Here is a 14,825-nt window from a genome sequence, read left to right as displayed (position 1 = left end):
AGGATACTACAATGGAGTTTAGCAAACTAGGAAACAGTGGATTAACAGTAAGTAAGATTGCATACGGGAACTGGATTAACCATGGCGGAAAGGTAAATGAAGATACTGCAAATAATTGTGTGAAAGCCGCACTAGATGTCGGAATTACAACGTTCGATACTGCCGATGTTTATTCAGACACTATAGCCGAGGAAGTACTTGGCCGCTCTTTGCAAGGTATACGCCGAGAAAGTATAGAACTATGTACAAAAGTATGCCATCCGACTGGACCTGGAAAAAATGATAGAGGCTTATCACGAAAACATATTTTAGAAAATTGTAATGCATCTTTACGCAGGTTACAGACAGACTACATTGATGTCTATTATGCACATAGATTTGATACAACAACTCCCCTTGAGGAAACGATGTTAGCTTTTGCTGATCTTGTAAGACAAGGTAAAGTCCTTTACTTAGGCGTAAGTGAATGGACATCAGAACAAATTACCCGCGGTGCAGCACTTGCACGAGAATTGAACATTCCACTTATCGCTAGCCAACCTCAATATTCGATGTTGTGGCGAGTTATTGAAACTGATGTAATACCAACATGTCAACGTGAGGGACTTGGTCAAGTTGTATGGTCTCCCCTCGCACAAGGCATTCTCACTGGAAAATATCAACCAGGTAAACCAATACCGACTCAATCACGTGCTAATTCAGATGCTGGCAAACCATTTTTCCACAAACTCGTGCAACGTTGGATGAGTGATGATGTACTCACTGCAATTCAGAAACTCAATCCCATCGCACAAGAAACTAATCTTACCCTATCTCAACTCGCAGTCGCTTGGGTACTACAAAATCCAGCTGTTTCCTCTGCAATTATCGGTGCTTCAAATCCGGAGCAAATAAGAGAAAACGTAATTGCTTCTAGTGTTAAATTGCAACCTGAAATTATGGATCAGATTGATAATGTACTAAAAGGTTTCGCTGAGTACGATCCGAGTAAAACAGGTTGAATCTTCAGTGACTTTAAAATAAAAATAGAAGTTTTCCTATCCAACTTTCCCACTGCCCATCCCATCAAGATGGGCCTTTACTTTTCAAATTCAAATTGTGAAGTCGCATAAAGTGAAACTTTAATCAGTGGGGGTTTTGTTCACCCCCCACTGATTATCAGCCCGCACCAATCGGGCGTTTACGGGCAGTTGATCTCCCACCTAACTTCTTTGCTCCAGCTGAATTTTGAGTTGGGAGTTTTACTGACCGTTAATGCGGGATAAACCTCTCTAACAACTGTTAAGAAGTTCTCTAATACGACAGACTTTTCATCTTGTCTCCATCCAACATACAAATTGATTTTCGGTGTATTTTCTTGAATGTCTTTATACATGACACCCGATTTTTTATAACTTTCCACCGATGATGGAACAACAGAAATCCCCATCCCTGCTGCAACTAAATTCACAATCGTTTGCATTTGAATCGCTTCTTGAACAATATTTAAACTTACTCCATGTTCCCAAAAGTAACTAATAATTAAATCGTAAAAGTTTGTACCAAAATGACGAGGAAATAAAATGAATGGTTCATCAACTAATAATTTGATTGAAATGTTAGGTAACGAAACTAAAGGATGATTTTCATGCAAAACCAATTTTAAACATTCCTCAGAACAAACTTCGGAAGATAATATTTCATTATTTTGCTTGGAACGAATAAATCCAATATGAATTTGTTTTTCATAGAGCGCTTTTATTTGCTGGTCTGTTGTCATCTCGCGTAATATGAGCTGTATTTTAGGAAACCGTTCTCGAAATGTTTTTAATATGCCAATAACGGTTTCTGTAGAATCGACAAAACCAATTATTAAATGTCCTATCTTCCCTTCATCCGCAAGCTGTGTTTCTTTAATGGTTCTATCTACTTGAAGCAACGTTTGCCGTGCACCTTCTAAAAATATTTTCCCAGCATCGGTAAGTTCAACCATTCTTTTTGTTCGATGAAAAAGTTGAACCCCTAATTCTTCTTCTAATTTACGAATTTCTTGGCTTAAAGGAGGTTGCGCCATCATAAGACGTTCTGCTGCACGACTAAAGTTTAATTCTTCTGCCACTGTTATAAAATATCTCATTTTTCGAATATCCATTTCATGCCTCCTATCATTTACAACTAAAAAAGATCTCTCTTTTATTACTTAAAAACGTTTATAAGTCTACTATTTCGTTTAACTTTATTAGGTTCTTTTTAATTCTCTTAGGTAAATAATCTTTTATTTTCAAATGGTACAAAATAAGGCTAAAAAACTTATCTCCAAAGTTCTTTAGCCTAGATTACTTTTTTTACACATTAAAAAATTTAATTCGTACAACTGCACCTTTACCAACTTCTGAATGAATCTCTACATTATGTCCTAATTGTTTCGTAATTTCATAAACAAGATATAGTCCCATTCCTGTTGATTCTTTAAAATCTCTACCGTTTTCTCCTGTAAAGAAAGGTTTAAATACTCTTGGTAAATCTTGCTTCGGTATCCCTACGCCACTATCGATAATTTCAAGTACAACTGTATTACCTTCCTTACATGCTTTCACTTTAATCTTTTCTCTACTACCTGATGAATATTTAATCGCATTCGATATAATTTGTCCAATTAAAAATTGTAACCATTTCGTATCACTTTCTACAGTAATACCCTTATCAATTTCAAGCTCTGGATATACAAAATTCCGGATAAAAAAGCGTTTATGTTCATGCACGGAATCATTCACTATTTTATGTAGTTGTACTCTTTCTACATAAAAATCTTGTGTAAATGCTTCTAAACGCGCGACATACAAAGCCATCTCTAATCCCTTTTTCAACCTATCTGTTTCCTCATTAATACTTTCAAAACGTGAATCCACTTCATCCTGTGTAATTAATTCTATTACAGATAAAGGTGTTTTCATTTGATGAATCCACTGATTCATAAAGGTTAAATGATCATTATTTTTCCTCTCTTGTAATTGGAGCTGATTTTGATAATGGCGATATTGCACTTCGAGCAAATCTTGAAGTGCAGTAGATAAAACTGCAAAATCAGATTTTTGAACAGATTCATCCAAAGATTGCAACGGATTTGCTAAACGCTCATAAAAAGAACGATGTGTAAAATAACGAAATACTAAATAACTTACCATAAAAAAAGCACCTAAAAACATTGCATATAATGCCGTTGAAATATGATTATGCCCATCAAACCAATAAACTAGGAATATGGCTAGTAGTTGGATCGCTGTAAAACAAATAAGTGGTATATGATCACGTATAAACAGCCTTATCATTTTTCCATACCATTATCCCAAGTAATATGTAATCTATATCCAACACTACGAATTGTTTCAATTGCTCCTTCAATATGTAACGTTTTTAACTTTTTACGCACACGCGTTGTATTTACACTTAATGTATTGTCATCAACATAGGATTCACTATCCCATAATTTATTTAATAACACTTCTCTGCTTACAACACGCGGATAGTTTTTCATTAACATCTCTAATAAAATGGCTTCGTTTCTCGTAATATCAATCTCTTGGTTCCTAAGTTTTAATACAAGTCTTTCGGGATATAAACAAAGACCTTGTTGCTCAACCATTCGTTCTTCTAGTTTCGGTGCATAATCTCCATAAGCACGTCTTAAATGGCTACGAATTTTCGCCATTACAACTTCATAGTGAAAAGGCTTCGGAATAAAATCATCGCCACCATTTTCTAATGCCATAACTTGATCCATCGTACCTTCGCGGGCCGAAATAAATAAAATCGGACATGTAGAAACCCCGCGAATTTGACGACACCAATAGTAACCATCAAAACTTGGTAAATTAATATCTAATAAAACTAACTCTGGTTGTTCCTCCAAAAATAAATCTAATACATTTTGGAAATCCGATACAATAATTCCTTGATATCCGTATTTTGAAACATAAGTTGATAATAGTTCCGCAATTTTCATATCATCTTCAACAATCATAATTTTAACCATTGTTTTACTCCTTTTCGATCCACAATCTAATATACTTATACAAAATAAATACTACCTCTTTTCACTATATACGTAAATTAAAAAAGAACACTTTTATACAAAAGTATCCTTTTTCGATCTTTATCTATTTAATATGAAATTCACTCAGAGTAAATCCTAGCTTCTCCACATAATCCATCCCTAGTTCCATCCGCGCCGTTTTCAGTGGATCCACAACTTGACAAATTTTCAAATTACCTGCTGCTGATAATAAAAGAGTTGCATCAGCTTTAGACATTTCTAATTCTTCATGTAAAAATGTCACCATATTATGTACAGCACGATTCGCAGCATCATCTAACAATTTCTCTGAAGCAATAGTCATCATTTTTTCTTTTTGGATAGCCATCGGTAATGGCCATTGCTTTCCTTTTATAGTTTGAACTGTTACAGTTACTTCCCCAGCGACTTCTACTCCACTAACACCAATTTCACCGTCACCCATCGCAGCGTGTAAATCACCTAACGCTAATAGTGCCCCAGGGACATTGACTGGTAATAGTAATGTTGTTCCTTCTTTTATCTCTTTACAATCCATATTCCCGCCATGATCATGCGGCGTACCACATGAAATACTGTCTTCTTTAGGGGCGGTGCCAATGACACCAATCATCGGATTAATTGGTATTTGGAGTTCATCCGAAAATATTACATACTCATTTTGGATTGGAACAATTTTCACTGTATTTTCATTTAGCTCATTACCCATTACACCAAGATTCGCTCCTGTAGTTAAAACACCCTGCTCGGCAATTTTAATCTTTTCAATCGTTACTACTAAAATATCGCCAGGTTCTGCGCCTTTAATATATACAGGTCCAGTCGCTGGATTAATTCGATTCCAATCTAACTCTTGAAACACAACATCTTCAGAATCAATTTGATTTTCAAAGCAATCATATGTTTCAAATACAAGACGGCTCCCAATTTCTACTTCAATACATGGATTATTTTCTGGTGACATTGCGTAAATGATATGTTCTTTATGAATACGATGCATAGTACCTCTCCTTTTTCGTTTTTTATCTTCTATATAATAATTAGCTTTTTTCCGTATAAGCTCCTTTTTAAAATTAGTAGTTATTTTCAAGAAAAATGCACTTAGCTCATTTTGAAACATACACTCTTTACTATAACAGGTAAAGAAAGGTGGTATTACAATGCCCCTTATTCCATACAACGAAAGTGACGTTGATTTACTAGCACGTTTAATCCGTGCTGAAGCTGAGGGCGAAGGACGACAAGGTGAACAACTTGTTGGCTGTGTCGTAGTAAATCGTGTATTTTGTGATTGCTTAGATTTTAAACAACTTCGATCTGTGCGTGATGCAGTATATCAAAGCCCTGGCGGATTCGAAGCGGTTCAATACGGATACTTTTATCAACGTGCCCGTGAATCTGAAAAAGAAATCGCAAGAAAAGTGTTACAAGGTGAATGGCGCTGGCCAGCCAGATGGGCTCTTTGGTATTTTCGTCCAGTTGGAGCTTGTCCACCCGAATGGTATAATCAGCCGTTTGCAGGACAATTTAAAAGTCATTGCTTTTACGAACCAAGTGGTGATGAATGTCCAAAAATGTATTCAAGATAGTAAAAATTAAGTAAGCAACGCACGTACTTATTCTATTGAGTACTTGCGTTGCTTTTAACTGTATTTTAGAAATCTAATAACGTGATGAACCTTCTGGTACCTACCACATGTATTAATAACGGTATACGTGGACCACTTGATTGATTCATAATGAGCCTATATATAATGGTAAATAATTGTTTTTGATTTTCTTTCATTTTTTTTTATTTTCATGATGACAAATCGTATACAATTGCTCCATTAGTTTAGAATGATCGTTATTAGAACGAAGTATTGTACAAACTTCTACTAGCCATTTTTTTTGCCTTTCATCTAATGTGTTATAAAACTCCGTATTTTTCTCTTGATTTACCGCAATTAATTTTTCAGATTGAAAGTTTCTTATCCAATACTCTGCACGATTACTTATCGCCTTCATTTCAGATAATGCATAGCTCCTATCTATTTTTTCTAGTATCTCTTGTAAAATAGATGAATCAAAATTTAATAACGGTAAAGTTCCTGCTACTTGATTAAATTTTGGATACTCTTTAAATTGGCTATCAAGTCTAGAAAGTTTAATTGCATCAAATAAATCTTCATTCTTGAGTGTTTTATTTTCATAACTGTCCTTCAATCTCTCATACTCTGTATAATTGCGAATCACATCTTCATCCAGTCCAATATGAAAAGCTGCATCAGGCTTATATTTTGCAAACGTAAAAAGAATTACTTCTGGTAAATACACTTTTAATACGTCGCTAGGTGTAATACTATTCCCTGAAGAACTGGACATTTTTTCATGATTCCCTTTAATTCCAATGAAATCATAAGCGACGTAATGAGGAGCTTCACGATTGAATATTTCCCTTGCAATTTCTTTTGATACATTGTAACTACCCGTTTCCGATGAATGATCTCTTCCGCCCGGTTCGAAAATAACATCCTCTATCATCCATCTCATCGGCCAATCAATTTTCCAATTCAGTTTCATTTTATTTGTATTTAATACGGATAACTCATTTTCATTTCCACATTCACAGTCATACCGAACCGTTTTTAATACTTCATCAAAATGTGTAATAGTTGTTGCATCTTTCCCGCAGCTCTCACAATATAACGTAACTGGATAAAAGTTATCTCTATCTTCTTCTCGGTGTACCCCTGTTTTAAAATCCATTAAAATATCATATATTTCTTTTCTTTTATACAAAGACTCTAATATGTTTTCGTTATACCTTCCGCTTCTATATTCAGCATGTTGATAAATAAATTCTACTTCAATTCCAAATGCTTGGAGCGATTTCTCAAACTCTTTTTCAAAATGCTCTGCGTACGAGTTATGAAACCCATACGGATCAGGAATATCACAGTATGGCATACCAATATATTTCGCAAAAGAAGGATCAATATTTTTGGGAACTTTTCTAAACCTGTCATAATCATCCCATGAAAATATAAAACGAGTCTTTTTCCCTAAATCTTGAAGCGCCCTTACAACGAAATAAGTCGTTATTATTTCACGAAAGTTTCCAATGTGAACAGAACCAGATGGACTTATTCCAGATGCGCAAACAAAAGTTTCTTTGTTTGGATGTTTTCTAATTAATTCATGTGCTACTTCATACGCCCAATGCATATGTTACTCACCTCAATTGTATTTTTGTTTTCACATTTTCAGTTTTATGCAATAAAAAAACTCCCACCCCCAAGATTATTCATCTTGAGGACGAGAGTTATTAGCTTCGCGGTACCACCTCAGTTTGTTAATACGTCACCATATTAACCTCTTTAGGTACGGCAAAATATGCTTATACCCTATCTCTATAACGGGAGAACCCGTCGCACCATCCCTAAACAAATTAGTTCCTTGCGCAGCTCCAAGTCTTTTTTCATTAAGATGTATACCGCTCTTTCTCAGCTACCAGAGCTCTCTGTATGTATTCATTCTTAACTACTCTTCTCTTCAATGCCAATTTATATTAGTTTTTTACATATGATAATTTATAACGTATATATTGTCAAATTTTTCTGAACAGAAATTAATAACACATATTTTCCCTATCTAAAAAATGTATTCATTCAAGTTGAATGTTGTGACTACACCATCACAACATTATGTCACTTTCGGTTTCTCTTTAAATCGCTTATACTTTGCACTCCTTTTATATACTCGGAATACATTTTCACATGAAACATCCTATACTTCTTCCTCCTCATAGTTATATGCTATTTTCGAGCAATGTGAGAAGGCTTTCGTTTTTCCACAGTACATCTTTTTCATTCCAATCCAGCAAAAGGTTTACCTACATTTTTATCGAACTTTATATGTATCTTTAATGAATTGAGGTCAAACACTATGAACAGAATCGATTACATAAGACAAGAAGAGAAAAAGTATCACGATCTTTGCTATGAACAATATAAATTATTCGAAGCGGGATCTTGGCTTTATAAACCTGTTAAAACAGTTATGGACATGCTGAACTATTTTGAAGGACAGAAAGACCTACAAATACTTGACCTTGGCTCTGGTGTCGGTAGAAACAGTATTCCGATTGCACAAAAAATTATGAATAGTGGTGGCACTGTTACTTGTGTTGATCTACTTGATTCGGCTTTAACGAAGTTACAAGTTTATAGTAAAGAACATGGTGTATTTGAATTCATAAAAACGGAACAATCAGCAATTGAAGACTACTATATTCCCTCTAATACTTATAATTACATCATTGCAGTTTCAAGTTTAGAGCATGTCAAATCGATAGAAGATTTTAAAAAAGTGCTTCACTCTATGAAAAACGGAACAAAGAGTAACGGTATCAACTGTTTAATAGTCAACTCTAACATTCAAGAAATTGACTTGGAAACGAATCAAGAATTAGATACTTTAATTGAAATTAACATTTCTATGGAAGAAATGATACGTATACTAAAAGACGTTTATTCCGAATGGCAAGAAGTAAAAGTTGAAATGAAAAATTTAACGTATGATATTGTACGAAACGGTACACACATTCAATTAAATACGAATGCAATTACTTTTGTCGTGCAAAAATTATAGTTTATATGAGTGGTGACAATTTTTATTTTTTATAGTCACCACTCGTATATTTATGTAAATAGCATTCCATCGTAATTACAATTTTCCCTCTAGTATGCTGACTTTCACTCAAAATATGAGCTTCTCTAACTCCTTTTTCATTAAACGGAACAATTTTACTAATGATTGGTTTAATTTTTTCAGCTTGGATCAAACTAGTTAATTCGTCCAATTGCTTTCCGCTTGGTTTCAACCATAAAAAACCTGATTTTATACCCTTTACTTCATGAAGTGGTTCATGAACGATAGAAACTAGAACACCACCAGATTTAATAACTTGAAAACTTTTTTCTTGTACTTCTCCGCCGATTGTATCTAACACAATATCATAATCTGATAGTAGCCCTTCAAATTTATCTTTTTTATAATCAATAACAAGGTCAGCTCCTAAACACTTTAAAAACTCTTCATTTTTACTACTTGCAGTTGTTGCGACAAAGGCCCCAAATGATTTTGCGATTTGAATTGCAAAACTCCCTACTCCGCCCGCTCCAGCATGAATTAATACTCGGTCATTTTCTTTTATTTGTGCATAATCGACAAGACTTTGCCAAGCTGTAAGCCCTGCAAGAGGTATAGATGCTGCTTCTTCAAAATTAAGATTCTTAGGCATTTGCGCTACTAAATTTGATTTCACTGTAATGTATTCAGCATAAGAACCTTTCCCTATATTTTCAGGTTTCGTAAACACTTTATCTCCTATTTTAAAATGATTCACATCTTCTCCAACTTCTTCAACTATTCCAGCAACATCTAAACCTAATGTAATTGGAAATGAAAATTGCAGCTTTTCTTGTAAGTCTCCCTTTCTTATTTTCCAATCAACAGGATTGACAGATGTTGCGTGTATACGTATTAATACTTCATTACATTTAACAACCGGCTTTGGAACTTGTCTTTCTTGTAATTCTTCAACACTACCATATTGATTAATAACAATTGCTTTCATTTCCTCTCCTCCTTGTTGTTTATTTTAATAAATTATAATTTTTTTCAAAATATTTTGTTTTAAATAAAAATAAATATATTTGGAGGTGATATTTATGCTACTCTACTAATTAAGCATCTTGAGTGCAAAAAACATTTATCTTACTTTATCTAGTATAAGTTTAAGAAACACCCAAAGTTATATTTCTCTTTATTTGTTAATGACCTTTAAATGAAACGGAGAGTGTACTATGAGTGAACAAGTTTTCAAAGTAAACGGTATTGATATATGTACAGAAAGCTTTGGCAATCCTAACAATCCAGCAATTTTATTAATTATGGGAGCTACGTGTTCAATGGTTTATTGGGATGAAGAATTTTGTGAAAGGTTGGCTAGCACAGGAAGATTTGTCATTCGCTATGATAATCGTGATGTTGGGCGCTCTGTTACATATGAGCCTGGGACTTCCAATTACACTGTAGCAGACATGGCTGAAGATGCAATCGGGGTATTCGATGCGTATCATATTGACAAGGCACATCTTCTGGGCATGTCATTAGGAGGTATGATTGCTCAAATTGCTGCAGTAAAGCACCCAGAAAGAATTTTGACCTTAACATTACTAGCAACAAGCGTTATTGGATCTGATAACAATACTCGGGATTTGCCTCCAATGGATGAAAGAATTTTGACACATCATGCTAATGGTGCGAATTTAGATTGGACAAATAAAGATACTATAGCGAAATATTTAGTTACAGGATCACGTCTACTCTGTGGATCAAAGCGTATATTTGATGAAGCAAGAACTTTGAAACAAGTAAAGCAAGAAATAGAACGTGCTAACAATCTATTAAGCATGTTTAATCACGCCCTCCTTACAGGTGATGATTCTTATGAAGGTATACTAAAGTCGTTACTAGTACCTACTTTAGTAATTCATGGTACGGACGATACAGCTCTTCCACTTGAACATGGACTCGCACTTATTGATGAAATTCCGAACTCAAAGCTATTAGCCCTTGAAGGTACAGGACACGAGAATCATCCCGATGACTGGGATAAAATTATTAAAGCAGTTTCAGAACATATATCCCATATAAGATAAGAACAACTATTAGAAGGGGCACAAATTGTTTTGTCCCTTCTATTATCCCGCTATTTGTGGGCAGTAAAACTCCCACCTCAAAATTCAGCTGAAGCAAAGAAGTTAGGTGGGAGGTAAACTGCCCGTAAAAGCCCGATTGGTGCGGGCTGATTATCAGTTTCACTTTATAAAGATGACGATACAATAATAAAAACCCATCACTGTATTCGTATGTATAGTGATGGGCTCTACCTATATTTTTCTATGCTCAAAAGAATGGACAATCTAACTGATCAACAGATTCCCACGATTTTTTTTTTACATTTTCGGTGGATTTACTATTTTCTAGTGGTACATTTTTAAATGGATTCACTTCAACTTTTAGTAGAGATGGCGGTTCTACATATAAAGAAAAAACATGACTACTTGGCAAGGCTTTCGATACATCAATATCTCCTACTTGTTTAAATAATTGCTGCGCTGCAAAGAAAAAGAAATTAGTTGGATTAGTTTGTTTATTAAGCCATGCAATCATTTCAGGTGATACCGATTTATTAATATTTATTTTCACTCGATCACCACGTTTAAATCGCCTAGATCGCATACTTCCACCAACTAACTTATCGTTAAGTTTGTGAATCCTAACTCTTTTTGCTTATGCTCTCTATATTTTGGCGAACATGTATATACTAAAAGACCACGAGCATTGGTGAATAACGGGTTATCTACAAAAATTACATTTTTCAAGCGTCCTTTTTGTTTCAAAATCATTTTTAAGCTATTTTTAATAATAACTGCGCCCCCACCATAAATAAATACGTATGGATCGTCTTTCATATCATCAATTTTGTTAATAATATCCGTTGCGACACGTGCTGCTAAACCTAAAAACGCTGGTTGCGATTCCTCAACTAACAATGCATTTCTTGGGTGCTTTTCATTTAAATAAATTTGGTTAAATTCTGTAATACTATCAATTGTTTTCGTAGGATATTTCCGATTCCACCTCGTAATAATTTGTAATAACGTTTCTTTTACACCGTACGATAATCCTTTACTTAATTGCGGGCGGAAATTTACCCCTAATGAAACAACTTCTTCCGTTGTCCCCGCGCCAATATCAAAAGACAATAAAGTTTTATCTACAAAATCAATTTCTGAAACTTGATTTTGTTCACATTCTATTTTATGTTTCACAACATTTCCGTCCTCATCATATACAATCCCCCACGTCCCAGAAGCGCCTTCAGGTAGACATTTACAAAACTCAATAGAAACATTAATCGTAACATCGCGTCCATTTGGATAATGGAATATGACCTTGTGATTACCCATATACCGTTTCGAATTTTCAGCAGCGATTTCCTGTGTAATAAGTTGCATTGGAAGAGCAACAGATAAATCATAACGAATATTAATATGACTTGAAGTTGGACTTTGACGCATAGCACTTATCGCTAAACCTGAAAGGATTGTAATAACCATTAACTCATCAGTAGATTTATTTGATTTCTTCTCCACTTCTGTACCTTTTAATTGATCTTGAATCACTTTTTCTCCAACGATGTATCGTACATTATTTAACATTAGCGATGGAGAACTAATGGTCACATCAATGTGATTCTCTAATTCTGACGATGAAACTTCACCCTCATCTAACAACCCCGTAGGCTCACCTATATATAAGGAATAAATACTCGGAATAAAAATGGGTTCCTGCCCTTTCACCATTAACTTCAAACCATTATTTCCTGCATCTGCACCAGCTTTTAAAAGAATAGACATAACTACCCCCTAATTTAATCTGACATCCCTTCCAAATATATGCGAGCCCATTCTTTTACATTCAAATGTAATTTAATTTTTTATTTATCTCAAAAACAAAATATCGTAAACATTTACTTCTTATGTAAAAAACGTTTGACATAAAACTTTTCCAATTTTATACTATGGATGTAAAGAGTTTTTTACAAAGATGGAGGTGCAATTATATATTGAATACTAAAAAAATTATTTTTATAATCATAACTTTATCTTTAATCGCTATACTTGTACATGGCACATACAAATACATAACTGAAGGTTCAATTTTGGGCGGGACTATTTTCGCTGCCTCTTTAATACTTAGTAATTTAATTAATCATATTACATGGGGAGATCCAAACGGAGTATCGGAAGAAAGTCAAGATGAGATGGGACAACAAATTACCTATAAAAGCTTTAAAATTTCTTATTTTGTACTTATGTGTGTGATGTTTCTTATTTTAATATTTTCTGAAGGATTTTCATCCCTATTACTCGATGAAATAAAGAACCTACCTTTATTTATGGCACTTTGTTCTTCATTCTTTATTTATCCTATCGTTGAACTCATTATCGCCAAACAATATAAATAAAAAAAGTGGTTTTCTGTAAATAGAAAACCACTTTTTTATTTAAATCTCTTCTGCTATTGCTTTCAGCTTATTCACAGTCCGCCAGTTCCTTACTGTAGCTGGCGTATGTAATTTTTGAAACTGGTTCATTAGTTTAGAATTCCGAATGCTTTTTTTGAAAAATAAATACACTACTCTTCCTTCGATATGACAATCTTCTATGTCACTATTAAGCCTAAGTAACTGATTGCACTCCCCTTCAGAAAGGGTATTAGCCAAAAAGGCCACATGTACACTTTCTCCTTCTAACAATGAATTGGTCTCGTAAGGACATTTTTTAATAATATTAATAAATTCATCATTTGTTCTTAACATGACCGGAACATCGAAATCAAAAACATTCTTAATTTCACATTCAATTCGTTCCTTTAAAAAACTTATCTCTTCTTCTGACTCAAACACTACATTTCCACTTTGAATATATGTTTTCACTTTTTTTAACCCTATTGATTCAAAGACTTTTTTCAAATCCGCCATTTTGATTACTTTATGCCCACCTACATTTATTCCCCGTAGTAATGCAATATAAATTGTCATATGATTACCCCTCGCGTATTTACATGCTTAGCAATCGAATTGTTTTGCACCTTCATACTTCTCGAATACTTACTTTAATGCCTCTAACATATCATGTTTGGAAAATATCTCAAATGAAAAAACTTACTACATGATTTTTTTCAAGAGTAAGCTTTATTATCTTATTATCTCGTTATAGGTAAATGTAATATGAATTGTTGTCCAATTGGTCCCATTCTTCTAAATCCTCTATCTTGAAATCCAACTTTCTCATATAACTGTTGTGCCGGAATATTTTTTTCATTTACAGCAAGAATTACTTCATTTTTTATTGGATAATAATATTTTACAAAGTCTTGTAATAACGCCAATGATTTTTTAGCATATCCTTTTCCTTGTTTATTATGATTAACAGAAAAAGAAGTTAAAAGTATGGCATCCTTATTTTCTGTAAACTCCTGTACTCTATCACCTGTTTGTAATATAAATACACCGACAGGTACTCCGTTATAGTCTAAAATAACAACTACATTTTTCGTTCGATCATTTTTCGCTTTCTCCAGTAATTCACCTGGATTCGCCGTAAATTGAACTTGTTCACTTGGTAAAGTAAATGATTGTATTATCTCTTTATACTGCTCCTTATACGGAACTAATTGTATTTCCCCTGTATGTATGTTCATGCTTAACTCTCCCACTCCTTCAAGTTATTAACTTAAACCTTGCTGTGTTTTAGAATGCACTTTTCCATCCAAAAATGTAATTTCAGCAAATGATTTTGGATCGTTGCCTTTCCAAGCAAAAATTTGTTTAATTCGTGTAGAATGTTCTTCCCCTTCTTCTATGAGTAAATCCCCTTCAAAACCGATTAAATCTTTCACTTCTAAATATGTCATTCCCTCATTAATATTTGAGAAATGATTTACATTAATGGATTTTTGATTTTTATTTTCCGTTATAGTAGAAGATGTAGCAGTTTTCTTCTTCACTTCTTTCTTCTGGTCACACGCTGTCATACTAAAACCTATGCATAAACTACACAATATGAGTGTGCTTTTTTTTATCATAACGGTTGTCCCTCCCCTCACTATTAAACCATATTTTCCCTTAAAAATAAACTGAATATTTAATTTTAAA

15 protein-coding genes, 2 pseudogenes and 1 other annotated feature are annotated in these 14,825 nt (G+C 33.9%); of the genes and pseudogenes, 5 read left to right on the top strand and 12 right to left on the bottom strand.

Going from position 1 to position 14,825, the window contains the following annotated elements:
• Positions 1–11: 11 nt before the first annotated feature.
• The gene (locus ACE38F_RS15000) at positions 12–1,001 is read left to right on the top strand and encodes an aldo/keto reductase family protein (RefSeq protein WP_215556532.1); all 990 of its coding nucleotides are present in this window, start codon (positions 12–14) and stop codon (positions 999–1,001) included.
• Between the two features lie 179 nt (positions 1,002–1,180).
• Here the strand turns inward: ACE38F_RS15000 and ACE38F_RS14995 are convergent, their stop codons facing one another.
• The 4 genes from ACE38F_RS14995 to ACE38F_RS14980 all read right to left on the bottom strand — a co-directional run bounded on the left by ACE38F_RS14995 (position 1,181) and on the right by ACE38F_RS14980 (position 5,051).
• Positions 1,181–2,131: a LysR substrate-binding domain-containing protein gene (locus ACE38F_RS14995; RefSeq protein ID WP_375368998.1), complete on the bottom strand. Its 951-nt coding sequence runs from the start codon at positions 2,129–2,131 to the stop codon at positions 1,181–1,183.
• Between the two features lie 193 nt (positions 2,132–2,324).
• Positions 2,325–3,308 (bottom strand): sensor histidine kinase, encoded by a 984-nt coding sequence (locus ACE38F_RS14990; protein ID WP_375368997.1) that lies wholly within the window; start codon positions 3,306–3,308, stop codon positions 2,325–2,327.
• Entirely contained in the window at positions 3,305–4,012 is a 708-nt protein-coding gene (locus ACE38F_RS14985; protein WP_215556534.1) for a response regulator transcription factor, read from the bottom strand. The genes ACE38F_RS14990 and ACE38F_RS14985 overlap by 4 nt, the downstream gene beginning before the upstream one ends.
• 124 nt (positions 4,013–4,136) lie before the next feature.
• Complete coding sequence (locus ACE38F_RS14980; protein ID WP_375368995.1) at positions 4,137–5,051, bottom strand: acetamidase/formamidase family protein; 915 nt, start codon at positions 5,049–5,051, stop codon at positions 4,137–4,139.
• 160 nt (positions 5,052–5,211) lie between these two features.
• Here ACE38F_RS14980 and ACE38F_RS14975 point away from each other — a divergent pair, with 160 nt between their 5' ends.
• A complete protein-coding gene (locus ACE38F_RS14975) occupies positions 5,212–5,640 on the top strand; it encodes a cell wall hydrolase (RefSeq protein WP_002013108.1) in 429 nt (142 codons plus the stop codon).
• Positions 5,641–5,705: 65 nt separating this feature from the next.
• Here ACE38F_RS14975 and lysS read toward each other — a convergent pair.
• Both lysS and ACE38F_RS14965 read right to left on the bottom strand, forming a co-directional pair.
• Positions 5,706–7,258: pseudogene (gene lysS / locus ACE38F_RS14970) on the bottom strand (lysine--tRNA ligase).
• A gap of 83 nt (positions 7,259–7,341) precedes the next feature.
• Positions 7,342–7,598 (bottom strand) — a binding site (T-box leader).
• 137 nt (positions 7,599–7,735) lie between these two features.
• Positions 7,736–7,813, bottom strand: a pseudogene (locus ACE38F_RS14965) (DUF2197 domain-containing protein); the annotation flags it as partial.
• Between the two features lie 165 nt (positions 7,814–7,978).
• Here ACE38F_RS14965 and ACE38F_RS14960 point away from each other — a divergent pair.
• On the top strand, positions 7,979–8,683 hold the full coding sequence (locus ACE38F_RS14960) for a class I SAM-dependent methyltransferase (RefSeq protein WP_375368994.1): 705 nt from the start codon (positions 7,979–7,981) through the stop codon (positions 8,681–8,683).
• Positions 8,684–8,705: 22 nt separating this feature from the next.
• Here ACE38F_RS14960 and ACE38F_RS14955 read toward each other — a convergent pair whose 3' ends face one another.
• Positions 8,706–9,671 carry an NADP-dependent oxidoreductase gene (locus ACE38F_RS14955; RefSeq protein ID WP_375368993.1) on the bottom strand — a complete coding sequence of 322 codons (966 nt, stop codon included), beginning with the start codon at positions 9,669–9,671 and terminating at the stop codon, positions 8,706–8,708.
• 229 nt (positions 9,672–9,900) lie between these two features.
• Here ACE38F_RS14955 and mle point away from each other — a divergent pair, with 229 nt between their 5' ends.
• Complete coding sequence (gene mle / locus ACE38F_RS14950) at positions 9,901–10,758, top strand: alpha/beta fold macrolide esterase (RefSeq protein WP_375368992.1); 858 nt, start codon at positions 9,901–9,903, stop codon at positions 10,756–10,758.
• A gap of 247 nt (positions 10,759–11,005) precedes the next feature.
• Here mle and ACE38F_RS14945 read toward each other — a convergent pair whose 3' ends face one another.
• Both ACE38F_RS14945 and ACE38F_RS14940 read right to left on the bottom strand, forming a co-directional pair.
• Entirely contained in the window at positions 11,006–11,341 is a 336-nt protein-coding gene (locus ACE38F_RS14945) for a hypothetical protein (protein WP_002110237.1), read from the bottom strand.
• Between the two features lie 11 nt (positions 11,342–11,352).
• Positions 11,353–12,522: a ParM/StbA family protein gene (locus tag ACE38F_RS14940; protein WP_078181333.1), complete on the bottom strand. Its 1,170-nt coding sequence runs from the start codon at positions 12,520–12,522 to the stop codon at positions 11,353–11,355.
• Positions 12,523–12,731: 209 nt separating this feature from the next.
• Here ACE38F_RS14940 and ACE38F_RS14935 point away from each other — a divergent pair, with 209 nt between their 5' ends.
• Complete coding sequence (locus tag ACE38F_RS14935; RefSeq protein ID WP_375368990.1) at positions 12,732–13,133, top strand: hypothetical protein; 402 nt, start codon at positions 12,732–12,734, stop codon at positions 13,131–13,133.
• Between the two features lie 39 nt (positions 13,134–13,172).
• Here the strand turns inward: ACE38F_RS14935 and ACE38F_RS14930 are convergent, their stop codons facing one another.
• The 3 genes from ACE38F_RS14930 to ACE38F_RS14920 form a co-directional block, all read right to left on the bottom strand.
• Positions 13,173–13,709 (bottom strand): DUF1697 domain-containing protein, encoded by a 537-nt coding sequence (locus ACE38F_RS14930; RefSeq protein WP_375368989.1) that lies wholly within the window; start codon positions 13,707–13,709, stop codon positions 13,173–13,175.
• Between the two features lie 164 nt (positions 13,710–13,873).
• Positions 13,874–14,371, bottom strand: a complete 498-nt coding sequence (locus ACE38F_RS14925; protein ID WP_002161545.1) for a GNAT family N-acetyltransferase — start codon at positions 14,369–14,371, stop codon at positions 13,874–13,876.
• 27 nt (positions 14,372–14,398) lie between these two features.
• A complete protein-coding gene (locus ACE38F_RS14920; protein WP_375368987.1) occupies positions 14,399–14,755 on the bottom strand; it encodes a hypothetical protein in 357 nt (118 codons plus the stop codon).
• Between the last annotated feature and the right edge of the window lie 70 nt (positions 14,756–14,825).

This window comes from Bacillus altaicus, from assembly GCF_042136375.2.
GTDB classification, from domain to species: Bacteria; Bacillota; Bacilli; order Bacillales; family Bacillaceae_G; genus Bacillus_A; species Bacillus_A cereus_U.
Note: the sequence above shows the minus strand (reverse complement) of the source record. Positions and strands in the feature narration are given on the sequence as shown.

What these genes read in the sequence shown, in the direction of transcription:
- ACE38F_RS14955 (WP_375368993.1), bottom strand. Translation starts at nt 9,671, where the DNA reads ATGAAAGCAATTGTTATTAATCAATATGGTAGTGTTGAAGAATTACAA.
- ACE38F_RS14995 (WP_375368998.1), bottom strand. Translation starts at nt 2,131, where the DNA reads ATGGATATTCGAAAAATGAGATATTTTATAACAGTGGCAGAAGAATTA.
- ACE38F_RS14975 (WP_002013108.1), top strand. Translation starts at nt 5,212, where the DNA reads ATGCCCCTTATTCCATACAACGAAAGTGACGTTGATTTACTAGCACGT.
- ACE38F_RS14945 (WP_002110237.1), bottom strand. Translation starts at nt 11,341, where the DNA reads ATGCGATCTAGGCGATTTAAACGTGGTGATCGAGTGAAAATAAATATT.
- ACE38F_RS14940 (WP_078181333.1), bottom strand. Translation starts at nt 12,522, where the DNA reads ATGTCTATTCTTTTAAAAGCTGGTGCAGATGCAGGAAATAATGGTTTG.
- ACE38F_RS14960 (WP_375368994.1), top strand. Translation starts at nt 7,979, where the DNA reads ATGAACAGAATCGATTACATAAGACAAGAAGAGAAAAAGTATCACGAT.
- ACE38F_RS15000 (WP_215556532.1), top strand. Translation starts at nt 12, where the DNA reads ATGGAGTTTAGCAAACTAGGAAACAGTGGATTAACAGTAAGTAAGATT.
- ACE38F_RS14925 (WP_002161545.1), bottom strand. Translation starts at nt 14,371, where the DNA reads ATGAACATACATACAGGGGAAATACAATTAGTTCCGTATAAGGAGCAG.
- ACE38F_RS14985 (WP_215556534.1), bottom strand. Translation starts at nt 4,012, where the DNA reads ATGGTTAAAATTATGATTGTTGAAGATGATATGAAAATTGCGGAACTA.
- mle (WP_375368992.1), top strand. Translation starts at nt 9,901, where the DNA reads ATGAGTGAACAAGTTTTCAAAGTAAACGGTATTGATATATGTACAGAA.
- ACE38F_RS14920 (WP_375368987.1), bottom strand. Translation starts at nt 14,755, where the DNA reads ATGATAAAAAAAAGCACACTCATATTGTGTAGTTTATGCATAGGTTTT.
- ACE38F_RS14990 (WP_375368997.1), bottom strand. Translation starts at nt 3,308, where the DNA reads ATGATAAGGCTGTTTATACGTGATCATATACCACTTATTTGTTTTACA.
- ACE38F_RS14980 (WP_375368995.1), bottom strand. Translation starts at nt 5,051, where the DNA reads ATGCATCGTATTCATAAAGAACATATCATTTACGCAATGTCACCAGAA.
- ACE38F_RS14930 (WP_375368989.1), bottom strand. Translation starts at nt 13,709, where the DNA reads ATGACAATTTATATTGCATTACTACGGGGAATAAATGTAGGTGGGCAT.